The following is a 20,250-nucleotide window of genomic DNA, read 5'->3' as shown; positions in this document are numbered from 1 at the left end:
ATTCGTAAAGATGCGGTGAAGGCCCCGGGGGTTATAGAATAGCGCCCCCTTTTGCCTGAGCCTTGGCGCTAACCTCGATGCTCTTCAAGAATGTCTCGATCGCCGGCCTGGCACACGTTGATGCGCCGCATACGCTGACGACCAAGGAAATCAACGAGCGGCTGCAGCCGACGTTGGATCGCCTCGGTATCCGCACCGACGTGCTCGGCGATATCGCCGGCATCCATGCCCGCCGCCTGTGGGACAACGGCGTGCTGGCGTCCGATGCCGCCACCATGGCCGGCCGCAAGGCGCTGGAAGACGCAGGCATCGATGCGACGCAGGTCGGCCTGCTGGTCAACACCTCGGTCAGCCGCGACTACCTGGAGCCGTCCACCGCCTCGATCGTGTCGGGCAACCTCGGCGTCAGCGACGAGTGCATGACCTTCGACGTCGCCAATGCCTGCCTGGCCTTCATCAACGGCATGGATATCGCGGCGCGCATGATCGAGCGTGGCGACATCGACTACGCGCTGGTGGTGGATGGCGAGACCGCCAACCTGGTGTACGAGAAGACCCTGGAGCGCATGACCGCCCCGGACGTCACCGCCGACGACTTCCGCAACGAGCTGGCCGCCCTGACCACCGGTTCGGGCGCCGCCGCGATGGTGATGGCGCGCTCGGAACTGGTGCCGGATGCACCCCGCTACAAGGGTGGCGTGACCCGTTCGGCCACCGAGTGGAACCAGCTGTGCCTGGGCAATCTGGACCGCATGGTCACCGATACCCGCCTGCTGCTGATCGAAGGCATCAAGCTGGCCCAGAAGACCTTCACCGCCGCCAAGATCGCCTTGGGCTGGGCCGTGGAAGAGCTGGACCAGTTCGTGATCCACCAGGTCAGCCAGCCGCACACCGCTGCGTTCATCAAGAACTTCGGCATCGACCCGAAGAAGGTCATGACCATCTTCGGCGAGCACGGCAACATCGGCCCGGCCTCGGTGCCGATCGTGCTGAGCAAGCTCAAGCAGCTGGGCAAGCTGAAGAAGGGCGATCGCATTGCACTTCTGGGCATTGGTTCCGGCCTGAACTGCTCGATGGCCGAAGTGGTCTGGTAAGCAGCCCGCTGCCCGACCTCCTGTAGAGCCGAGCCATGCTCGGCTCACGCGCGCAGCGCGGCTCTTCCGCAGCGGACCGGAGAGCAGCCGAGCATCGGCTCGGCTCCACATTGCGCCGCGACTCTCCCTAGGTGCTCCGCATGCGCGATCTTCCCGGTTACCCCGCCCACCCGCAGCGCTTCGAGGTTCGCCCCGGCCTGTCGATGAACTATCTCGACGAAGGCCCGCGCGATGGCGAAGTGGTGGTGATGGTGCATGGCAACCCGTCGTGGAGCTACTACTGGCGCACGCTGGTGGCCGGCCTGTCGGACACATACCGCTGCATCGTGCCGGACCACATCGGCATGGGCCTGTCGGACAAGCCCGATGACAGCCGCTACGAGTACACGCTGCAGTCGCGCGTTGACGACCTCGATGCGCTGCTGAAGCACCTGGGCATCACCGGCCCGGTGACCCTGGCGGTGCACGACTGGGGCGGCATGATCGGCTTCGGCTGGGCGCTGTCGCACCACGACCAGGTCAAGCGCCTGGTGGTGCTCAACACCGCTGCGTTCCCGATGCCGGCGGCGAAGAAGATGCCGTGGCAGATCGCGCTGGGCCGCCACTGGAAGATCGGCGAGTGGATCATCCGCAGCTTCAACGCGTTCTCGTCCGGTGCCTCGTGGCTGGGCGTGGAGCGGAAGATGCCGGCCGACGTGCGCCGCGCCTACGTGTCGCCGTACAACAGCTGGGCCAACCGGATCAGCACCATCCGTTTCATGCAGGACATCCCGCTGTCGCCGGCCGACAAGGCCTGGTCGCTGCTGGAGCGGGCCGGCAAGGCGCTGCCGTCGTTCGCCGACCGACCGGCCTTCCTCGGCTGGGGCCTGCGCGACTTCGTGTTCGACCACCACTTCCTGAAGGGCTTCCAGGCCGCGTTGCCGCAGGCCCAGGTGCATGCCTTCGAGGACGCCGGGCACTACGTGCTGGAAGACAAGCACGAAGTGCTGGTGCCGGAGATCCGCGCTTTTCTGGACAAGAACCCGATCTGATCGGTGTGCCGACCAACGGTCGGCACCCACCCCTTCCTCTTCCGGTGGGTGCCGACCGTTGGTCGGCACACCCGAAGGGTTCATGAGGTTGCCGGCCAGCGGCCGGCACTACTACGCCGCGACCGGTGCCTGCGGCGGTGAGGACGGGCTGTTGCCGTTGTCGTCCGGGTGATCGTCGTCATTGTCGGCGTCATCGCGCCAGCGCCAGTCGGCCAGCGTCAGCGGGTCCAGGCCGTAGGCGATGCGTGCCTTGTCGCACTGCGGGCTGGCCTTGCCGTACTCCCACGATGCATCCACCTCACGGCACACGCTGGGCCGGTTGGGGTGGATGGTGCAGCGTGAGTACACGCCGATCTGCGCGTCCAGCGCCACGCAGCGCACCGGCTTGGAGTGGGTGCCGCGCATGCACAGGCGGTGCGGGTCCAGCACCTCGGTCAGCTGGTGCGGCACGCCGCCGGGGGTGACCTCGTCCGATTCCATCCAGTGGAAGGCCACGCGGTATTGGGTGCAGCAGGCGCCGCAGGTCATGCAGGGATGTTGCATGGGCAAGCCGCCTCGGGCGGCAGTCGGAATCAGGAACGAGGGTGCGGATTTTCCACGAAGTGGGCCGCCGCGCAAGAAATTCCGTAAGCGGCGACAATGAACGGATGAACCGACCCTGCAACATTGCCGCGCGCCTGCCTGAACTGGCGCGTGAACGCCCTGACCAGATCGCCATCCGCTGCCCGGGCCGCCGGGGCGCCGGCAACGGCATGGCCGCCTACGATGTCACCCTGGATTACCGCCAGTTGGACGCCCGCAGTGATGCCATGGCCGCCGGCCTGGCCGGCTATGGGATCGGCCGTGGAGTGCGCACGGTGGTGATGGTGCGGCCGTCGCCGGAGTTCTTCCTGCTGATGTTCGCGTTGTTCAAGCTGGGCGCGGTGCCGGTGCTGGTCGATCCGGGCATCGACAAGCGCGCGCTGAAACAGTGCCTGGACGAGGCGCAGCCGCAGGCCTTCATTGGCATTCCATTGGCGCACGTGGCGCGGCTGGCGCTGCGCTGGGCGCCGTCGGCGACCCGCCTGGTCACCGTTGGCCGCCGCCTCGGCTGGGGCGGTACCAGCCTGGCCGCGCTGGAGCGCGCCGGCGCCAAGGGCGGGGCGATGCTGGCCGACACCGATGGCGAGGACATGGCGGCGATCCTGTTCACCAGCGGCTCCACCGGTGTGCCCAAGGGCGTGGTCTACCGCCACCGCCACTTCCTGGGCCAGATCCAGCTGCTGGGCAGCGCGTTCGGCATGGAAGCGGGCGGCGTGGACCTGCCGACCTTCCCGCCCTTTGCCTTGTTCGACCCGGCGCTGGGCCTGACCTCGGTGATCCCGGACATGGACCCGACCCGGCCGGCGCAGGCCGATCCGGCACGCCTGCACGATGCCATCCAGCGCTTCGGCGTGACCCAGCTGTTCGGCTCGCCGGCATTGATGCGGGTGCTGGCCCGGCATGGCCGGCCGTTGCCGACGGTGACCCGGGTGACCTCGGCCGGTGCGCCGGTGCCGCCGGACGTGGTCGCCACCATCCGCAGCCTGCTGCCCGCCGATGCGCAGTTCTGGACCCCGTACGGCGCCACCGAGTGCCTGCCGGTGGCGGTGGTCGAGGGGCGTGAGCTGGAGCGTACCCGCGCGGCCACCGAGGCCGGCGCCGGCACCTGCGTGGGCAGCGTGGTGGCCCCGAACGAAGTGCGCATCATCGCCATCGATGACGCGCCGCTGGCCGACTGGTCGCAGGCGCGCGTGCTGGCGGTTGGCGAAGTGGGAGAAATCACGGTGGCTGGCCCGACCGCCACCGACAGCTACTTCAACCGCCCGCAGGCCACGGCCGCAGCTAAGATCCGCGAGACGCTGGCCGATGGCAGCACCCGCATCGTCCATCGCATGGGTGACGTGGGCTACTTCGATGTGCAGGGCCGGCTGTGGTTCTGCGGGCGCAAGACCCATCGCGTGGAAACCGCACAAGGGCCGCTGTACACCGAACAGGTCGAGCCGGTGTTCAATACCGTGCCCGGCGTGGCACGCACGGCACTGGTCGGCGTTGGCCCGGCGGGTGCGCAGGTACCGGTGCTGTGCGTGGAACTGCAGCGTGGCCAGAGCGACAGCCCGGCGTTGCAGGAAGCGCTGCGTGCGCATGCCGCAGCGCGCACCCCTGAGGCCGGCCTGCAGCACTTCCTGATGCATCCCGCGTTCCCCGTCGATATCCGTCACAACGCCAAGATCGGCCGCGAGAAGCTCGCCGTCTGGGCCAGCGCCGAACTGGAGAAGCGCGCATGAAGATCCTGGTCACAGGTGGTGGTGGTTTCCTTGGCCAGGCGCTGTGCCGCGGGCTGGTCGAACGTGGCCACCAGGTGCTGGCGTTCAACCGCAGCCACTACCCGGAACTGCAGGCCATGGGCGTGGGCCAGATCCGCGGCGATCTGGCCGATGCGCAGGCAGTGCTGCACGCGGTGGCCGGCGTCGATGCGGTGTTCCACAACGGCGCCAAGGCCGGCGCCTGGGGCAGCTATGACAGCTACCACCAGGCCAACGTGGTCGGCACCGACAATGTCATTGCGGCATGCCGCGCGCACGGCATCAACCGGCTGGTCTACACCTCAACGCCCAGCGTGACCCACCGCGCCACGCATCCGGTGGAAGGCCTGGGGGCTGACGAGGTGCCGTACGGCGAGGACTTCCAGGCACCGTATGCGGCGACCAAGTCGATCGCCGAACAGCGCGTGCTGGCCGCCAACGATGTATCGCTGGCGACGGTGGCACTGCGCCCGCGCCTGATCTGGGGCCCGGGTGACCAGCAGCTGGTGCCACGCCTGGCCGAGCGTGCACGTCAGGGCCGCCTGCGCTTGGTCGGCGACGGCAACAACAAGGTCGATACCACCTACATCGACAACGCCGCGCTCGCGCATTTCCTCGCTTTCGAGGCATTGGCGCCGGGTGCCGCGTGTGCGGGCAAGGCCTACTTCATTTCCAACGGCGAACCGCTGCCCATGCGCGAGCTGGTCAACCGGCTGCTGGCCGCTGTTGGCGCGCCGACGGTGGACAAGGCGATCAGTTTCAAGACCGCCTATCGCATCGGCGCGGTCTGCGAACGGCTGTGGCCGCTGCTGCGCCTGCGTGGCGAGCCGCCGCTGACCCGCTTCCTGGCCGAGCAGCTGTGCACGCCGCACTGGTACAGCATGGAGCCGGCCCGCCGGGATTTCGGCTATGTGCCGCAGGTCAGCATCGAAGAAGGGCTGCGCAGGCTGAAGGCTTCATCTGCTGCATAGATCGCCGTCACTGGTTGCACACCGCAGGATCGGGAGGATGGACCCACGCCATCCAAGGCTCGACCACCCGCGAGGAGCGCCATGCTGCATTACGCCATCATTTTCTTTGTCATCGCCATCATCGCCGCCGTTCTGGGCTTTTCCGGTATTGCCGGCGCCGCAACGAACATCGCCTGGATCCTGTTCGTGGTGTTCCTGATCCTTGCGGTGATCTCGATGTTCCGCAAGCGCGGCTAGCCGGTAGTGCCGGCCGCTGGCCGGCATCGCTTTCCGCAGAGTCGAGCCATGCTCGGCTCTGCGGGCGATCACAACGCTACGCGGCGCTGTGCAATCCGCGATCGGCTTCGTGACGCTCCAGTGCCAGTTCGATCAGGCGCGTAATCAACGTCGTGTAATCGACTCCGCTGGCACCCCACAATTTCGGGTACATGCTGATGCGGGTGAAGCCCGGCAGCGTGTTGACCTCGTTGATGACGATCCCGCCGCCCGCAGTTAGGAATACGTCCACGCGCGCCATGCCGGCACACTCCAGCGCCTGGTAGGCCTGCAGTGCGATCTGCTGGATGCGCGCCTGGGTTGCGGCATCGATATCCGCAGGTACCACCACCTCGGCGCCAGTTTCGTTGATGTACTTGGTGTCGTAGGCGTAGAACTCGTCGTGCACCACCACCTCGCCGCACAGGCTGGCCTGCGGGTGCGCGTTGCCCAGTACCGCGCACTCGATCTCGCGGCCGACCACCGCCGATTCCACCAGCACCTTGTGGTCGTAGCGCAGCGCCAATGCCAGTGCGTCGGCGAAGCCCGCTGCGTCCTTGACCTTGCTCACGCCCACCGACGAACCCTGGTTGGCCGGCTTCACGAACAGCGGCAGGCCGAGCTGCGCGATCACCGCATCGACATCGACCGTTGCCGCCTGGTGGCGACGGATGCACAGCCACGGTGCCACCTGCAGGCCAGCGTCGCGCAGCAGGCGCTTGGTCACGTCCTTGTCCATCGCCACTGCCGAACCCAGTACCGGCGAGCCGACGAAGGGCAGGTTGGCCATGCGCAGCAGGCCCTGCAGCGCACCGTCTTCGCCCAGCGGCCCATGCACGATCGGCAGCACCACATCGATCTGGCCCAGCGCGCTGGCCGGATCGGACGGCTGCAGCTGTGCCTGTTCCGCACCCGGGCGCACCGCCAGCGACTGGCCCGAGCGATGCAGCGCGATGCGCGACGGATCATCGGCGTTGATCAGGAAGGTGTCCGGCTGGCTCAGATGCCACTGGCCCTGCTTGTCGATGCCGACCAGCACCGGCTCGAAGCGCTCGCGATCAAGCGCATCGAGGATGTTCTTCGCCGACTGCAGTGAAACCTCGTGCTCGGAGGATTTGCCCCCGAAGATGATGCCGACCCGGGTCCGTGCCATGGGAATGCGATGTCCTGTGCGTTGCGTGGCCGTACAGCATGAACCTTCCATAGCCACCCAGGTGAGGCACAGATGAATCACCGGGCTGCCGGCTCGGGTAGCGGCCAACCATGGTTGGCCCCCTGACATCCAGCGCCGACCAAGGTCGGCATCTACCAACGCCAGATCCCATCAGCATTGGGGTCAGAGCCCGTTGCGCAGCAACGGGACCCACCCCGCCATCCCACGGATCGCCAGCTTTTGATGTTGATCTTGCCGGCCAGCGGCCGGCACTACCGCGGGTGCCGGGCGGCAGCCCGGCGCAAGCCCCCCACCCACGCAGGTAGAATGCGCACATGGCTCTTTCCCTGCTCAAGTCCCTCAAGCCGGTCGCTGGCCGCGCCCTGCAGATCGCCCTGAACCGCGCGCTGGCGCTGGATCCGGATACCCGCCATGCACTGGCCAGCCTCGATGGCCGGCACATCGACCTGACCCTGGAAGCGCCGTCGCTGGCGATGCGCATCAGCGTCGACGGCGACCAGCTGCGGGTCGGCCCGGTGGATGCGCAGGAAGCCGACCTGGCCGTGCGCAGCAGCCTGGCCGGCGTGCTGGCGCAGCTGCCGCTGCTGGCCAACGCGCGGCGCGGCGAGTCCAACAGCAAGGGCCGCGTGCGCGTGGCCGGCGACGCCGAACTGGCGCGCCGCCTGCAGCAGCTGGCCAAGGGTTTCGATCCGGACTGGCAGCAGCCGTTCGTCAGCGTGTTCGGCGAGGTACTGGGTGTGCAGGTGGCCAACACCCTGCGCAGCGCCCTGCAGCACGCGCGCCAGGGTGCGATCGATCTGGCCCACAGCGCTGCCGAGTTCATCACCGAGGAATCGCGCGACGTGGTACCGCGCGCCGAACTGGATGCCTTCCACGATGATGTGGACGTACTGCGTGATGACGTCGAGCGCCTTGGCGCGCGCGTCCAGCGCCTGCGGGGTGCCGCATGAAGGCCGTGCTGCGGGCAAGCCGCATCGGCCGGGTGATCCTGCGCTACCGCCTGGACGACCTGCTGCACGGCACGCCGGCTGAGCGCTGGCTGCGCCTGGCCAAACCGTTCGTGCCGCGTGCTTCGGCCGACATCGCTGTACAGTCGCGCGGTGCGCGTCTGCGCCTGGCGCTGCAGGATCTCGGTCCGATCTTCGTCAAGTTCGGCCAGATCCTGTCCACCCGCCGCGACCTGGTGCCGCCGGACGTGGCCAACGAACTGACCCTGCTGCAGGACCGGGTCAAGCCGTTCGACGGCGATACCGCGCGCCGCATCGTCGAGGAAGCACTCGGCCTGCCGGTCAGCGAGGCATTCGCCAGCTTCGATACCGAACCGCTGGCCTCGGCCTCGATCGCACAGGTGCATGCGGCCACGCTGGCCGATGGCCGCCAGGTGGTGGTCAAGGTGCTGCGCCCGGGCATCGAGAAGCAGATCGACGCCGACATCGCCCTGCTCAACTCGCTGGCCGCCCTGGTCGAGCGTACCCATCCGCGTGCCGACAAGATCCGTCCGCGCGAAGTGGTGGCCGAAGTCGAGAACACCCTGGCCGCTGAGCTGGACCTGCAGCGCGAAGGCGCCAATGCCAGCGTGCTGCGCCGCTTCTGGGAAAACAGCGACGACCTGTACGTGCCGGAAGTGATCTGGAGCCACACCGCCGAGCGCGCGCTGACCCTGGAGCGCGTGTGGGGCATTCCGTCCGATGATATCGCTGCACTGGACAAGGCCGGCATCGACCGCAAGGCGCTGGCCGCCAAGGGCGTGCGGGTGTTCTACACCCAGGTGTTCCGCGACAACTTCTTCCATGCCGATGCGCACGCCGGCAACATCTGGGTCGATACCGATCCGTCGCGTCGCGCCAACCCGCGCTTCATCGCGCTGGACTTCGGCATCATGGGCCAGCTGTCGCAGGAAGATCAGTACTACCTGGCCGAGAACTTCATGGCCATCTTCAACCGCGATTATCGCCGCATCGCCGAACTGCACGTGCAGGCGCGCTGGATGCCGGACAACGTGCGCATCAATGATCTGGAAGCGGCCGTGCGTTCGGTGTGCGAGCCGTACTTCACCCGCCCGCTGTCGCAGATCTCGCTGGCCGAAGTGCTGATGAAGCTGTTCCGCGTGGCGCAGCGCTACCAGCTGACCCTGCAGCCGCAGCTGATCCTGCTGCAGAAGACCCTGCTGAACATCGAAGGTGTCGGGCGCCAGCTGGACCCGCAGATCGACATCTGGGCGGTGGCCAAGCCGGTGCTGGCGAAGATCCTGCGCGAGCGCTACAGCCCGCGTCGGGTCGTGCGCGAGATCGGCAAGCGCTTGCCGGAAATCATGACCCACGCGCCGGACATGCCGCGCCTGGTGCACGCCTGGCTGACCCAGCAGGTGGAGGGCCGCCATGAGCTGGCGATGCGCTCGCGCGATCTGGTCGCGCTCGATGCCAGCGTGCAGCGCCTGCAGAAGCGCGCGGTCGGTGCGATCACCGGCGTCGGCCTGCTGGCCATCGCCGCACTGGTGTACGTGCTGCAACCGCCAGGCTGGTACTGGGGCGACCTGCCGATGTGGAGCTGGGTGTCCGGTGCCGTCGGCGCGCTGGCGCTGGCGCGCGCGTGGTGGCGCTGAAGCCTGTTGATCGAGGGTCGGCGGCGTCACGCGCCGCCGACCGGCCACGGCTCTACCAGTGGTAGCCCAGGCCCAGGTGCGACTGCACGCTCTGGAAGCGGTCCAGGCGCGTCCTGTGCCAGGTCTTGCCAATGCCCATGTCCAGCACCAGATGCTCCCCCAGCGGCTGGCTGCGGCGCAGGAAGGCACGACGTGCATCGTGTTCGCGCAGCAGCAGCGGATCGGAATCGGCGGTGTAGCCGGACGTACCGCTGCCCAGCCACAGCTGGGTCGAACCACCGCCCTGCGCATCCTTCAGGCGCAGTGACAGCGTGGTGCCATGGCCGTCGGGCCCATTGGACTGGCGATGCCGCTCGTGGCGCAGTGAGGTGGTCACGCGCGGGAAGTAGTGCGAGGCACCTACCGACCAGCCACTCACGTATGCGCCGGCATGGTACTGGGCGTACTTGCCGCCCACGCTCAGCACGGTCTGCGGTGCCACCTTCCACTGGAAGTCCTGGTTGAGCTGGCGGTTGACGAATACCGGGTCATCGTTGGAGGCGGTGAAGGCGGTGCGGGTCGAAAAGCATTGACTCCAGCGCTGGTGCAGGGAGCCCTGCACCCGATTGCCGCTGAAGCGCTTGCTGCCGTAGTCGCGTTCACCATGGGCCAGGCCCAGATGCCAGCGGCTGTCACCGCTGCGACCGGCCACATCCACGGTCTGTACGTCGCGCTTGCCAAAGCCATCGGTGTAGTCGGCATGATCCAGCTGCACCGACACCCGGTCGATGCCGGCATGGGCGCTGGACACAGCCAGCAGCAGGGCGCACGGCAGTGCGCCACGGATGATCAATCGCATGGGGTTACTCCAGGGGTTGGGAATGCAGCGACTGCAGCAGCCGGTAGCGACCGGGCGGCAGGTTTCGTTCCACGGTGATGCGCGGGCCGAACTGGCTGCCCGGGGCGACGATGCGACCGGGCAGGATGATCACGCCGACGCCCAGCGCGGCACCTTCGCCGATCCAGGCGCCGAGCTTGTCGCGCTGGCTGTCGATGACGGTGTCGCCGATGTGGACGGTGACCGTTGCGCCATCCAGGCGATGGTTGCTGGTACGCACCAGCGCGCCCAGGTAGGCACGGGCGTCGACGCGGCTGTCGGCGATGAAGCACTGCGGGCCGATGCAGGCGCCGTCGCCGATCAGTGCGTTCTTCAGTTCACTGGCAAAGCCGATGCGCACACCGTCACCGATGTGCAGCGGACCGCGCAGCAGTGCGTTGTTGCCGATCAGGCAGTCGCGGCCGATCGATACCGGCCCGTGCAGCTGGGCGCCGTCGCAGATGCGGCTGCCAGCGCCGATCCGTACCTCGCCCCGCACGATCGCACGCGGCGAAACCTGGGCGCTGGAATCGACGTGGGGTGGCAGCGTCGATAGCGCGTCGGCCATGGCGGCGAGGTCATTCCACCACATGCGGATACCTGGTCGGCTTGTCGCGTGCCGGCTCGCGGCCGGTAAACAGCCCGGCCACGCCATGCATCAGCCAGATCGCATAGGCGAGCAGCACGTACAGCATCGAGAACGCGGCGGCAGGGACCAGCGACGCGCGGCGGTGGTGGATCGCACTGATCACCGCCAGCAACATGACGATGCCGATCCAGAACAACGGCATCACCGACAGGGCGAGGCCACCCGGCCCATGCAGCTGGGCCGCACCGAACCAGACCTGCAGCGTCAGCACGATGCCGGCAAGGGCAAGCAGCATCATCGGCAGGATGCTGAACACGCCGAAGCGGGTCAGCAGCAGGCCGCGATGCAGGCGCATGCATACCGCATAGCCGACGATCCAGCGTCGCCAGCGCCGCCATTCCTCCACCAGCGTGTTGCATTCCTGCGGGTAGACCACGCAGCGCACGCTCTGGCGGACACGGTAGCCCTGCGCGACCAGCGACCAGGACATATCCAGGTCTTCGACGCGGGTGCGGTCGGAGAAACCGACCTTGCGCAGCACCGAGGTGCGGAACAGGCCACACGAGCCGGAGACGATGAACGGTGCGCCGCCCAGCCACTGCTGGAAGCTGCGCTTGATGACGATCATCGGCAGCTTCAGGCTGGCGCGCACATGCGGCAGGAAGCCGGCACCCTGCAGGCTGGACGAGGGTACGCCACCGACCGCATCGGCACCGCGCTCGATCTCGTCCAGCAGGTGGCCCAGGCCATGGCCGCGCGGATCGATGTGGGTGTCGGCGTCGGTCAGGAACACCTGCTCGGCGGTGGCGTGCCGCAGGCCATGCATCAGCGCGCCGCCCTTGCCGGTGTTGGCCTGGTGCACGGCCACGAGGCGCCCGGGCCAGCGCGCCTGCAGCGCATCGAGTACCTGGGCGGTGTTGTCGGTGGAACCGTCATTCACGCAGATCACCCGTGCCACGTAGGGGTTCTGCAGCAGGCCGGTCAACGAGCGCTCCAGGCACGGCGCTTCGTTGTAGGCCGGCACGATCGCATCGATGCTGTACAGGCGCGTGCTGGGGCGACGCGAGGCCTGCACGCACACACGCACCAGGATGAAGGCACACATGGCCAGGAACAGCAGCGTTTTCATCACAGCACCAGCCGGTAGGGCACGAAGCCCTCACTGGGGCCGATGCCGATCTGCTGGCCGCGGAACTGCGCGTGGCAGCGCAGGTGGTCCTCCTGCATGTAGTGGCGATCGCCCTGGCTGGCATGCTCGCGCAATGCGTGGATCTTCAGGTCCAGTTGTGCGCTGATGTCCTCGAACACCTGCGGTGCGAACTGCGGCAGGGTGCTGGGGCTCTCGTAGCAGAGGATCTGCGGGATGCTGCGGCAGGCGATGATTGACGCTTCATGGACGGTGCGATGGTCCTGGTGGTGGTCTTCGCCGCACATCGTGTAGACGCGATGCGGTGCGATCTGCGCGCAGGCCTGCTCGATCACCGCGACGATGTCGTTGCGGCAGGCAGGAAAGCGCGTATCCGGGAAATCCTGCTGGATCACCTCGGTCACACCCAGGCGGCGCAACGCGCGGTGGGATTCGTCGCTGCGGTCGATGCCGGCATGGCAGCCACGGCCACCACGGCTGAGCACCAGCGCATGGATGCGTGCACCGTCGCGGGCCAGCTTGGCCAGGCTGCCGCCGCAACCGAGTTCGATGTCGTCGGGGTGGGCGCCGATTGCCAGAATGTCGAGAACCATGGCCGTGTCCTTGCGGAAACCAATGAGGGCCGCGGGCCGGTGGACCATCCCGCGTGAAGAAGGCGGGAACTATCGCAACCTCATCGGAGTACAGGCTTAAGAGAAGTACGAAATGTGGCCGGACAGGCCACAATGCTCACCCTTGCTGTGGCAAATGAAAGAAGCAATGACGATGCAGCTTTCGGAATTGAAGAACGAACTGGCACGCTTCGGTGCTGAAAACGACGCGCATGAAACCGAGCGCGCCCGGCGCATGCTCAACATCACGCCGGACACCGGTGAATTCCTGTCGGTGCTGGTGCGTTTCGGCAATGCGCGCCGGGTGCTGGAGATCGGCACCTCCAACGGTTATTCCACGCTGTGGATTGCCGAAGCCGCAGCCGCCATCGACGGACACGTGACCACACTGGAATACGCCGCGGACAAGGTGGCGATGGCGCGTGACGCCTTCGCGCGCAGTGGCCTTGCCGATCGCATCACGCTGGTCCACGGCGATGCCGGGCAGTGGCTGGCACAGGCCGCCGATGCCAGCATTGACCTGCTGTTCCTCGATTCGGACCGCGAACAGTACGCCGGCTGGTGGCCGCAGCTGCGCCGTGTGCTGCGGCGGGGGGGCCTGCTGGTGGTGGACAACGCCACCTCGCACGCCGCGCAGATGGAACCGTTGCGCGCGTTGCTGGATGCCGATCCGGACTTCGGCACCAGCCTGGTGCCGGTGGGCAACGGCGAGCTTCTGGCCGTGCGCAACGCTTGACCGCCGCGCCACCAACCCGGGGTCAGATCCCTTTTCCGCAGGAAAAGGGATCTGACCCCGATCAGGGCGCCCGTATAATCCTGCGGTGAGCACCGAACCTGACACCCTCGCCGCGGTCGAGACCGAAACCGCGCCCCTGCAGCTGCTGCACCTGGACGAGCGCCTGGCCGTGGTCAACAAGCCCGCCGGGCTGATGGTCCACGACAGCAAGCTGGCCCGTGGCGAAGATGATTTCCTGGCCGACCGCCTGCGCGAGCAGCTGGGCCGCCCGATCTTCCTCGTGCACCGCCTGGACCGGGCCACCAGCGGCTGCCTGCTGCTGGCCTTCGACCGCGAGACCGCCAGTGCGCTGGGCAAGGCGTTGATGGGGGGTGAAGTGGCCAAGGACTACCTGACGGTCTGCCGGGGCTGGCCGGCCGAGCTGTCCTGGCGGGTGGACCATGACCTGGACGGCGGCCCGGGCAAGCCGGTGAAGAAGCCGGCGGTCACCGACTTCCAGCGCCTGGCCACCGGCGAGCTGTCGGTGCCGGTGGGTGAGTTCAGCAGTTCGCGCTACGCGCTGCTGCGCTGCCAGCCGCAGACCGGGCGCTTCCGGCAGATCCGCCGGCACCTCAAGCACCTGTCGCACCACATGATCGGCGACACCAGCCACGGCGATGGCCGCCACAACCGCATCTTCCGCATGCAGGGCGTGCACCGCATGCTGCTGCACGCCGAGCGCCTGCGCTTCCCGCACCCGGACGGTGGCAGCGTGGATGTCAGTGCGCCGCTGGATCGCGAGTTCCAGAAGGCGCTGGACCTGTTCGGCTGGCAGGTGGACGACGCCTGATGCTGCTGCGGTAAGCCGAGCGTGGGCTCGGCTCTACAGCCAGCGGCCGGGCGTGGCCCGGCGCACCCCGTTATTTCTTTTCCGGCTCGTTGACGATCGCTTCCAGGTCCTTCTGCAGATCCGCGAACAGCGGCTGCATGCGCGCCTGGATCGCCACCATCACGTTCTGCATCAGCGCCGGGGTCTTGTCCAGCAGGCTCTGGCCGGCCGCGCTCTCGTAGAACTCGGCCATTGCCAGCACGTCTTCCTTGCTGAAGGTCTTCTTGTACAGGTCCACGTACATGGGCCGCAGCTGTTGCCACGACATCGCCTGGCGCAGGGTCTGGCTGGTCCGGGCCTGGATCCGCTTCAGCTGTTCCTGCTGCTGGGCGGTGAGCTGGCGCTGCGCGGCCACCTGCTGGAACTGCTGCTGCTGCATGGCTTCGATCTGCGGCACCATGGTGTCGATCATGCTCTGCGCGCGCGAGGCCGACAGCAGGCGGTTGATGTCGCCGTCGGTCGGCGGGGCGGCCAGGGCCGGAACGCTGGCCACGGCCAGCGCCAGCAGCAGGGCGGCGCGGCGCAGCAGGGACGGCAGGGCGGGTGTGGAGCGGGTCATGCGGGGCTTCCTGCGGTACATGGGACTGCCAGCATACCCGCAGCCCAGGCGAAGGCGGCGTGTTCGGTGCCTGATCGGCGGCATACGGGGCGCGATGGCGTACTTCACCACGTGCCTGCCGCTACAATGCGCGGATGGGCAGTGGACCGGTCACCATCAGCGCGCAGCTTGACATCCCCGACGGCGAGATCGTCGAGCGGTTCGTGCGCGCCAGTGGCGCCGGCGGCCAGAACGTCAACAAGGTGTCCACCGCGGTGGAACTGCGTTTCGACGTGGCCAACTCGCCCTCGTTGCCCGAACCGTTGCGCGCGCGCCTGCTGGCGCGGCGTGACCGGCGCATGACCGGCGAAGGCGTGCTGGTCATCGACGCGCAACGATTCCGCACCCAGGATCGCAATCGCGAGGATGCGCGCGAGCGGCTGGCGGCCTTCATCCAGGCCGGGCTGAGCGTGCCCAAACCGCGCAAGGCCACCAAGCCGACCCTCGGGTCGAAACTGCGTCGTCTGGACGCCAAACGCGGGCGCGCGCAGATCAAGCGCGGGCGCTCATCACGTGACTGGGAGTGATTGCTTGAACAACCCGACTTCGTTGCTGCCGGCCGTGCCGCCGCAGATGCCGCAGGTCAAACCCAACGCCTTCCTGCGCTGGCTGGCGCGCTGCACCCTGCGCATGGGCGGCTGGAAGGTGACCGGCACCCTGCCGGACATCCCTAGGCTGGTCTTCATCATCGCCCCGCATTCGTCCAACTGGGACGGCCTGTGGGGCATGGCGGCGAAGATCGCGCTGGGCATGAAGGTGAAGGTGCTGGGCAAGGCCTCGCTGTTCTGGTGGCCGCTGGGCCCGCTGCTGCACAAGCTGGGCGTGATCCCGCTCGATCGCAGCTCGCCGCAGGGCACCGTCGGCCAGGCCGTGGACCTGCTGCGCAACAACGAGAAGATGTGGTTCGCCATCACGCCCGAGGGCACCCGCAAGGCGGTGAAGGACTGGAAGGCCGGTTTCCTGAAGATCGCCCGGATGGCTGACGTGCCGATCCTGGCGGCGTATTTCCACTATCCGGAAAAGACCATCGGCATCGGTCCGCTGTTCACCCCGAGCGGCGACGATGTGGCCGACATGGCTGCCATCCGCGAGTTCTACCGGCCCTGGATCGGCAAGACCCGCGGCACGGTCTGAGCCGGTTGCAGGCCGCCGCATAGACGCCACGTCCGGCACATGCCGGGCGAGCGCGACAGGAGTAGGGTGGAGGGCTGGTATCCATACCGTCTGCCCAAGGAGCGTTTTACATGTCGCGTACCGTAGTCCTGGCCGCCGCCATCAGCCTGGCGCTGGCGGCCTGTTCCGGCAAGGAGTCCACCCCCGTGTCCGATGCCCAGAAGACCCCGGCCCAGCAGCCGGCCGAAGCCTCCACCAATCCGCTGCTGAGTGCCAGCACGCTGCCGTTCCAGGCCCCGCCGTTCGACAAGATCAAGGACAGCGACTACCTGCCGGCCTTCGAAGAGGGCATGCGCCAGCACCTGGCCGACGTGCGCAGGATCGCCGACAGCAGCGAGCCGGCCACCTTCGACAACACCATCGTGGCGATGGAGCGCAGCGGCGAGACCCTGACCCGCGTGTCGCGCATCTTCTTCGGCCTGGTCCAGGCCGATACCAACGACGCACGCCAGAAGATCCAGGAAGAAGTGGCGCCGAAGCTGGCCGCGCACCAGGACGAGATCAACCTCGATCCGAAGCTGTTCGCGCGCGTGAAGTCGCTGTACGACCAGCGTGACACGCTGGAGCTGGACCCGGTGCAGAAGCGCCTGGTCGAGCACTACTACGATGGCCTGGTGCGCGCCGGTGCGCAGCTGTCCGACGCCGACAAGGCGAGCCTGCGCAAGCTCAACGTGGAAGAGACCACGCTCTCCACCCAGTTCCACACCCGCCTGGTGGCCGCCACCGCTGCTGCGGCCGTTGTCGTTGACGACAAGGCCAAGCTGGCCGGCCTGGACGAGGGCGCTATCAACAACGCTGCCGCCGCCGCCAAGGACCGCAAGCTGGATGGCAAGTTCCTGCTGCCGCTGCAGAACACCACCCAGCAGCCGGTGCTCGGCTCGCTGAGCGACCGCGACCAGCGCGCCGCCGTGCTGAAGGCCTCGGAAACCCGCGCCGAGCGCGGCGATGCCAACGACACCCGGCAGACCGTGCAGCGCCTGGCCCAGCTGCGTGCGCAGAAGGCCAAGCTGCTCGGCTTCGACACCTTCGCCGACTACCAGCTGGGCGACCAGATGGCCAAGACCCCGGCCGCCGCGCTCAAGCTGCTGACCGATACCGTGCCGGCCGCCACTGCCAAGGCGCGTGCCGAAGCCGGCGAGATCCAGAAGGTCATCGACGCGCAGAAGGGTGGGTTCCAGGTCGCCGCTTCGGACTGGGACTTCTACGCCGAGCAGGTGCGCAAGGCCAAGTACGATCTGGACGAGTCGCAGATCAAGCCGTACTTCGAACTGGACAACGTGCTGCAGAACGGCGTCTTCTACGCCGCCACCCAGCTGTACGGCATCACCTTCAAGCCGCGCACCGACATTCCGACCTACAACCCGGACATGAAGGTGTACGAAGTGTTCGACAAGGACGGCACCTCGCTGGCGCTGTTCTACACCGACTACTTCAAGCGTGACAGCAAGTCCGGTGGCGCCTGGATGGACGTGTTCGTCGAACAGGACGGCCTGACCGGTGCCAAGCCGGTGGTCTACAACGTCTGCAACTTCACCAAGCCGGCCGCCGGCCAGCCTGCGCTGATCAGCTTCGACGACGTCACCACCATGTTCCATGAGTTCGGCCATGCGCTGCACGGCATGTTCTCGAACGTGAAGTACCCGTCGATCGCCGGCACCGCGACCTCGCGCGACTTCGTCGAGTTCCCGTCGCAGTTCAACGAGCACTGGGCGCTGGACCCGAAGGTGTTCGCCAACTACGCCAAGCACTACAAGACCGGCGAGGCGATGCCGCAGGAGCTGGTCGACAAGATCCTCAAGGCACGCAGCTTCAACCAGGGCTACGCGACGACCGAGTACCTGTCGGCCGCGCTGCTGGACCTGGCCTGGCACACGCAGAAGGCCGACGCGCCGCTGCAGGATGTCGGCGCCTTTGAAGCCAGCGCGCTGAAGAAGTTCAAGGTCGACCTGCCGCAGGTGCCGCCGCGCTACCGCACCACCTACTTCGACCATATCTGGGGTGGCGGTTACTCGGCCGGCTACTACGCCTACTTCTGGGCCGAAGTGCTCGACCATGACGCCTACCAGTGGTTCACCGAGCACGGTGGCCTGACCGCGGCCAATGGCCAGGAGTTCCGCGACAAGATCCTCTCGCGCGGCAACAGCGTGGAACTGTCGACCCTGTACCGCGATTTCCGTGGCAAGGACCCGTCGGTGGAACCGCTGCTGAAGTTCCGCGGGTTGAAGTAAGAAAGCGAAAACGGCGGGGGCAACCCCGCCGTTTTTCTTTCTGTAGCGTCGAGCCATGCTCGACGTTCTTCTGTAGAGCCGAGCCCACGCTCGGCTGATGGTTCCTGGAAAGGCAGCCGAGCATGGGCTCGGCTCTACAAACAGCGTTACGTTCCCACGTGTACCCGGTTGGCCTGCTCGGCCAGGCCCAGGTGATCCAGCGCGATATCCAGCGCCAGCACGTAACTCTGCGCGCCGTAGCCGGCGGCGATGCCCAGGCGCTGGCCGACACCAGCCGGCAGGCACGGCTCGGCTACCGCGCCGTCGTCATGCACTTCCACATAGGCGTTGTGCAGGTACGGCAGCAGGCGCTGCAGGCGCAGGCTGTTGGCACACGCGCCCGGGTCGAGCAGGGTCACCTCGCCGCGGCTGTGGTCGGCCACGCGTAGGGCGTCCAGCAGTTCCTGTTCAGAACCACAGGCACGGATCGCCACGCTGGTGCCGGCGTCGATCGCACGATGCACCAGTGACTTCAGGACCGGTGCCGGCAGCGGCATCGCGGTGCGGATCAGGGCGCCGGCCGCTTCCGGGCCACGGATGATGAAGATCGACATGGCTCAGCCCTCCTGTGCCAGGCGGCGGCCGACAATGGCCAGCGACAACGGGTAGCCGGCCAGCTGGCTGCGCTGGTCGACCACCACGGCGGCGGGACCGTGCTGCAGGCGCAGGCGTGCCTCCAGACCGGGTTCGCTGGGGGCCTGCAGTTCGATGTACTGCGCCGGCAGCCGTTCCAGCGCCGCCTGCAGCGCGCCACCTTCGGCCTGCCATTGCGCCTCGTCAGCGGTACCGACATCCAGCAGTACCCAGTCGGCCGAGCGCGCCTGCGGCTGGCACAGGCACTGGCGTACCTCGGACAGGCTGGCGCAGTCGCTGCACAGCACGCGATGGCCGGCCAGCTGCGTCGGCAGTTGGGGACGCGGTGCCGACGAAGAGGCGTGGCGGATCACCAGGAGGGTCATACAACACCTTGCGGAATGCGCCCTGCGGCGCGGTGGGCACACGATGCGCGTGCCGCCCGTAAAGGTGCGATGCCCGCGGCCGGTCCCGCGCGTAAAACCTGCGTAACCCTTCCTGTAGAGCCGAGCCTGCGCTCGGCCGCTCTGCGCCCCAGTCGGGCAACCTCGACGCTGCAAGGAACAAGCCGAGCGTGGGCTCGGCTCTACCGGATCGCGTCGCGGGAACCTCTCCCGCCTGGATGTGGTCTGATGCAGCTACCACCTACCCGGAGCCTGTCATGGATGCTGCTGCCCGTCCTCCCTTGTCCGAACGCGCGCTGGTCTGGCTGAAGAAGGAAGCATTGCCGCTGCTGGTGATGCTCGGCCTGCTCGCCGCCGCCCGCGATACCCTCGCCAACCACTACGTGGTGCCGAGTGGCTCGATGCAGCCGACCCTGCAGCCGGGCGACCGGGTGGTGGTGGACATGCGCGCCTACGGCCTGCGCCTGCCGTTCACCGGCAAGGAACTGATGGCCACCGGCGTCCCGCAGCGCGGTGAAGTGGCGGTGTTCGATTCACCGGCCGACGGCACCCGCCTGATCAAGCGCGTGGCGGCGGTGGCCGGTGACCACGTGCAGATGCGCGAGGGCCATCTGAGCATCAACGGCCAGCCGCTGCAGATCGCCGATCTGCAGGACGTGGAAGCCTTCGGCGAGCGCCGTGCCCGCCTCGACCTGGACATGGGCGGCGGTCCGGACATCGCCGATCTGGTGGTGCCGGCCGGCAAGGTGCTGGTGCTGGGTGACCACCGCGGCAACAGCTTCGACGGCCGCTTCTTCGGCTTCGTCGACGCCGACAAGGTCTACGGCCGTGCGGTGGCGGTGTACTACCGCCGCGGCGAAGGTTTCGAGTGGCAGCGCCTGTAAGCTGAATTGATACTTCTTGAGTATCAATCCTGACTTATCAGGTTATGGATCGACTGGATCGACAGGCCTAGTCTGAGGCCCGTTCCCTCCCAT

At 67.4% G+C, this 20,250-nt stretch carries 22 protein-coding genes; 13 read left to right on the top strand and 9 right to left on the bottom strand.

All coding sequences use genetic code 11. The features are described 5' to 3' along the window. The first annotated feature begins 77 nt into the window (after positions 1–77). Positions 78–1,094 carry a 3-oxoacyl-ACP synthase III gene (locus AC5P8F_RS15125; protein WP_014035559.1) on the top strand — a complete coding sequence of 339 codons (1,017 nt, stop codon included), beginning with the start codon at positions 78–80 and terminating at the stop codon, positions 1,092–1,094. Between the two features lie 140 nt (positions 1,095–1,234). Then, positions 1,235–2,125 (top strand): alpha/beta fold hydrolase, encoded by an 891-nt coding sequence (locus tag AC5P8F_RS15120; RefSeq protein ID WP_046427956.1) that lies wholly within the window; start codon positions 1,235–1,237, stop codon positions 2,123–2,125. Positions 2,126–2,236: 111 nt separating this feature from the next. On the opposite strand, the gene AC5P8F_RS15115 is transcribed toward AC5P8F_RS15120, so the two are convergent. Further along, positions 2,237–2,668 carry a YkgJ family cysteine cluster protein gene (locus tag AC5P8F_RS15115; protein ID WP_029380125.1) on the bottom strand — a complete coding sequence of 144 codons (432 nt, stop codon included), beginning with the start codon at positions 2,666–2,668 and terminating at the stop codon, positions 2,237–2,239. A 104-nt stretch (positions 2,669–2,772) separates the two neighbouring features. Here AC5P8F_RS15115 and oleC point away from each other — a divergent pair, with 104 nt between their 5' ends. The 3 genes from oleC to AC5P8F_RS15100 all read left to right on the top strand — a co-directional run bounded on the left by oleC (position 2,773) and on the right by AC5P8F_RS15100 (position 5,657). Further along, positions 2,773–4,431 (top strand): olefin beta-lactone synthetase, encoded by a 1,659-nt coding sequence (oleC, locus tag AC5P8F_RS15110; protein ID WP_111206826.1) that lies wholly within the window; start codon positions 2,773–2,775, stop codon positions 4,429–4,431. Continuing rightward, entirely contained in the window at positions 4,428–5,420 is a 993-nt protein-coding gene (gene oleD, locus AC5P8F_RS15105; RefSeq protein WP_126411593.1) for a 2-alkyl-3-oxoalkanoate reductase, read from the top strand. Before oleC ends, oleD begins: the two co-directional genes overlap by 4 nt. 81 nt (positions 5,421–5,501) lie before the next feature. Beyond that, positions 5,502–5,657 carry a DUF1328 domain-containing protein gene (locus AC5P8F_RS15100; protein WP_005407633.1) on the top strand — a complete coding sequence of 52 codons (156 nt, stop codon included), beginning with the start codon at positions 5,502–5,504 and terminating at the stop codon, positions 5,655–5,657. Between the two features lie 76 nt (positions 5,658–5,733). Here the strand turns inward: AC5P8F_RS15100 and ddlA are convergent, their stop codons facing one another. Next, on the bottom strand, positions 5,734–6,828 hold the full coding sequence (gene ddlA, locus AC5P8F_RS15095) for a D-alanine--D-alanine ligase (protein WP_329768273.1): 1,095 nt from the start codon (positions 6,826–6,828) through the stop codon (positions 5,734–5,736). Positions 6,829–7,163: 335 nt separating this feature from the next. Between ddlA and AC5P8F_RS15090 the strand changes: the two genes are divergently transcribed. Continuing rightward, a complete protein-coding gene (locus tag AC5P8F_RS15090; protein WP_049405183.1) occupies positions 7,164–7,799 on the top strand; it encodes a ubiquinone biosynthesis accessory factor UbiJ in 636 nt (211 codons plus the stop codon). Next, positions 7,796–9,451, top strand: a complete 1,656-nt coding sequence (ubiB, locus tag AC5P8F_RS15085; RefSeq protein WP_495228478.1) for a ubiquinone biosynthesis regulatory protein kinase UbiB — start codon at positions 7,796–7,798, stop codon at positions 9,449–9,451. The genes AC5P8F_RS15090 and ubiB overlap by 4 nt, the downstream gene beginning before the upstream one ends. A gap of 52 nt (positions 9,452–9,503) precedes the next feature. On the opposite strand, the gene AC5P8F_RS15080 is transcribed toward ubiB, so the two are convergent. The 4 genes from AC5P8F_RS15080 to AC5P8F_RS15065 are packed head-to-tail and all read right to left on the bottom strand — an operon-like array spanning position 9,504 to position 12,636. Then, on the bottom strand, positions 9,504–10,289 hold the full coding sequence (locus tag AC5P8F_RS15080) for a YaiO family outer membrane beta-barrel protein (protein ID WP_478406213.1): 786 nt from the start codon (positions 10,287–10,289) through the stop codon (positions 9,504–9,506). Between the two features lie 4 nt (positions 10,290–10,293). Then, positions 10,294–10,899, bottom strand: a complete 606-nt coding sequence (locus tag AC5P8F_RS15075; protein WP_032962223.1) for an LbetaH domain-containing protein — start codon at positions 10,897–10,899, stop codon at positions 10,294–10,296. Continuing rightward, positions 10,886–12,025 (bottom strand): glycosyltransferase family 2 protein, encoded by a 1,140-nt coding sequence (locus AC5P8F_RS15070; RefSeq protein WP_014645551.1) that lies wholly within the window; start codon positions 12,023–12,025, stop codon positions 10,886–10,888. The genes AC5P8F_RS15075 and AC5P8F_RS15070 overlap by 14 nt, the downstream gene beginning before the upstream one ends. Next, positions 12,025–12,636: a PIG-L deacetylase family protein gene (locus tag AC5P8F_RS15065; RefSeq protein ID WP_014645552.1), complete on the bottom strand. Its 612-nt coding sequence runs from the start codon at positions 12,634–12,636 to the stop codon at positions 12,025–12,027. Before AC5P8F_RS15065 ends, AC5P8F_RS15070 begins: the two co-directional genes overlap by 1 nt. Before the next feature lie 166 nt (positions 12,637–12,802). Between AC5P8F_RS15065 and AC5P8F_RS15060 the strand changes: the two genes are divergently transcribed. Both AC5P8F_RS15060 and AC5P8F_RS15055 read left to right on the top strand, forming a co-directional pair. Next, complete coding sequence (locus AC5P8F_RS15060; protein WP_142235527.1) at positions 12,803–13,390, top strand: O-methyltransferase; 588 nt, start codon at positions 12,803–12,805, stop codon at positions 13,388–13,390. 85 nt (positions 13,391–13,475) lie between these two features. Continuing rightward, on the top strand, positions 13,476–14,219 hold the full coding sequence (locus tag AC5P8F_RS15055) for a pseudouridine synthase (protein ID WP_014645554.1): 744 nt from the start codon (positions 13,476–13,478) through the stop codon (positions 14,217–14,219). A 70-nt stretch (positions 14,220–14,289) separates the two neighbouring features. On the opposite strand, the gene AC5P8F_RS15050 is transcribed toward AC5P8F_RS15055, so the two are convergent. Then, the gene (locus tag AC5P8F_RS15050) at positions 14,290–14,838 is read right to left on the bottom strand and encodes a DUF2059 domain-containing protein (RefSeq protein ID WP_401730180.1); all 549 of its coding nucleotides are present in this window, start codon (positions 14,836–14,838) and stop codon (positions 14,290–14,292) included. Positions 14,839–14,951: 113 nt separating this feature from the next. Between AC5P8F_RS15050 and arfB the strand changes: the two genes are divergently transcribed. The 3 genes from arfB (at position 14,952) to dcp (ending at position 18,257) form a co-directional block, all read left to right on the top strand. Next, positions 14,952–15,383 carry an alternative ribosome rescue aminoacyl-tRNA hydrolase ArfB gene (arfB, locus tag AC5P8F_RS15045; protein WP_495228475.1) on the top strand — a complete coding sequence of 144 codons (432 nt, stop codon included), beginning with the start codon at positions 14,952–14,954 and terminating at the stop codon, positions 15,381–15,383. A 4-nt stretch (positions 15,384–15,387) separates the two neighbouring features. Beyond that, complete coding sequence (locus tag AC5P8F_RS15040) at positions 15,388–15,990, top strand: lysophospholipid acyltransferase family protein (RefSeq protein ID WP_049405171.1); 603 nt, start codon at positions 15,388–15,390, stop codon at positions 15,988–15,990. Positions 15,991–16,100: 110 nt separating this feature from the next. After that, positions 16,101–18,257: a peptidyl-dipeptidase Dcp gene (gene dcp, locus AC5P8F_RS15035; protein WP_049405170.1), complete on the top strand. Its 2,157-nt coding sequence runs from the start codon at positions 16,101–16,103 to the stop codon at positions 18,255–18,257. A 146-nt stretch (positions 18,258–18,403) separates the two neighbouring features. Here the strand turns inward: dcp and AC5P8F_RS15030 are convergent, their stop codons facing one another. Next, on the bottom strand, positions 18,404–18,850 hold the full coding sequence (locus AC5P8F_RS15030; RefSeq protein WP_004153636.1) for a 3-dehydroquinate dehydratase: 447 nt from the start codon (positions 18,848–18,850) through the stop codon (positions 18,404–18,406). A gap of 3 nt (positions 18,851–18,853) precedes the next feature. Next, positions 18,854–19,255 (bottom strand): hypothetical protein, encoded by a 402-nt coding sequence (locus AC5P8F_RS15025; protein WP_126411598.1) that lies wholly within the window; start codon positions 19,253–19,255, stop codon positions 18,854–18,856. 275 nt (positions 19,256–19,530) lie between these two features. Here AC5P8F_RS15025 and lepB point away from each other — a divergent pair, with 275 nt between their 5' ends. Continuing rightward, entirely contained in the window at positions 19,531–20,157 is a 627-nt protein-coding gene (gene lepB / locus AC5P8F_RS15020) for a signal peptidase I (protein WP_495228473.1), read from the top strand. The last annotated feature ends 93 nt before the right edge of the window (positions 20,158–20,250 follow it).

The organism is Stenotrophomonas sp. YJH_SMC_69 (genome assembly GCF_059370495.1).
The sequence above is the reverse complement of the archived record's forward strand: the minus strand, read 5'-3'. Positions and strand labels throughout refer to the sequence as shown.

Excerpts from the sequence above, each read along its gene's own strand:
- AC5P8F_RS15125 (WP_014035559.1), top strand. The coding sequence starts at position 78 with ATGCTCTTCAAGAATGTCTCGATCGCCGGCCTGGCACACGTTGATGCG.
- AC5P8F_RS15120 (WP_046427956.1), top strand. The coding sequence starts at position 1,235 with ATGCGCGATCTTCCCGGTTACCCCGCCCACCCGCAGCGCTTCGAGGTT.
- AC5P8F_RS15115 (WP_029380125.1), bottom strand. The coding sequence starts at position 2,668 with ATGCAACATCCCTGCATGACCTGCGGCGCCTGCTGCACCCAATACCGC.
- oleC (WP_111206826.1), top strand. The coding sequence starts at position 2,773 with ATGAACCGACCCTGCAACATTGCCGCGCGCCTGCCTGAACTGGCGCGT.
- oleD (WP_126411593.1), top strand. The coding sequence starts at position 4,428 with ATGAAGATCCTGGTCACAGGTGGTGGTGGTTTCCTTGGCCAGGCGCTG.
- AC5P8F_RS15100 (WP_005407633.1), top strand. The coding sequence starts at position 5,502 with ATGCTGCATTACGCCATCATTTTCTTTGTCATCGCCATCATCGCCGCC.
- ddlA (WP_329768273.1), bottom strand. The coding sequence starts at position 6,828 with ATGGCACGGACCCGGGTCGGCATCATCTTCGGGGGCAAATCCTCCGAG.
- AC5P8F_RS15090 (WP_049405183.1), top strand. The coding sequence starts at position 7,164 with ATGGCTCTTTCCCTGCTCAAGTCCCTCAAGCCGGTCGCTGGCCGCGCC.
- ubiB (WP_495228478.1), top strand. The coding sequence starts at position 7,796 with ATGAAGGCCGTGCTGCGGGCAAGCCGCATCGGCCGGGTGATCCTGCGC.
- AC5P8F_RS15080 (WP_478406213.1), bottom strand. The coding sequence starts at position 10,289 with ATGCGATTGATCATCCGTGGCGCACTGCCGTGCGCCCTGCTGCTGGCT.
- AC5P8F_RS15075 (WP_032962223.1), bottom strand. The coding sequence starts at position 10,899 with ATGTGGTGGAATGACCTCGCCGCCATGGCCGACGCGCTATCGACGCTG.
- AC5P8F_RS15070 (WP_014645551.1), bottom strand. The coding sequence starts at position 12,025 with ATGAAAACGCTGCTGTTCCTGGCCATGTGTGCCTTCATCCTGGTGCGT.
- AC5P8F_RS15065 (WP_014645552.1), bottom strand. The coding sequence starts at position 12,636 with ATGGTTCTCGACATTCTGGCAATCGGCGCCCACCCCGACGACATCGAA.
- AC5P8F_RS15060 (WP_142235527.1), top strand. The coding sequence starts at position 12,803 with ATGACGATGCAGCTTTCGGAATTGAAGAACGAACTGGCACGCTTCGGT.
- AC5P8F_RS15050 (WP_401730180.1), bottom strand. The coding sequence starts at position 14,838 with ATGTACCGCAGGAAGCCCCGCATGACCCGCTCCACACCCGCCCTGCCG.
- arfB (WP_495228475.1), top strand. The coding sequence starts at position 14,952 with ATGGGCAGTGGACCGGTCACCATCAGCGCGCAGCTTGACATCCCCGAC.
- dcp (WP_049405170.1), top strand. The coding sequence starts at position 16,101 with ATGTCGCGTACCGTAGTCCTGGCCGCCGCCATCAGCCTGGCGCTGGCG.
- AC5P8F_RS15030 (WP_004153636.1), bottom strand. The coding sequence starts at position 18,850 with ATGTCGATCTTCATCATCCGTGGCCCGGAAGCGGCCGGCGCCCTGATC.
- AC5P8F_RS15025 (WP_126411598.1), bottom strand. The coding sequence starts at position 19,255 with ATGACCCTCCTGGTGATCCGCCACGCCTCTTCGTCGGCACCGCGTCCC.
- lepB (WP_495228473.1), top strand. The coding sequence starts at position 19,531 with ATGGATGCTGCTGCCCGTCCTCCCTTGTCCGAACGCGCGCTGGTCTGG.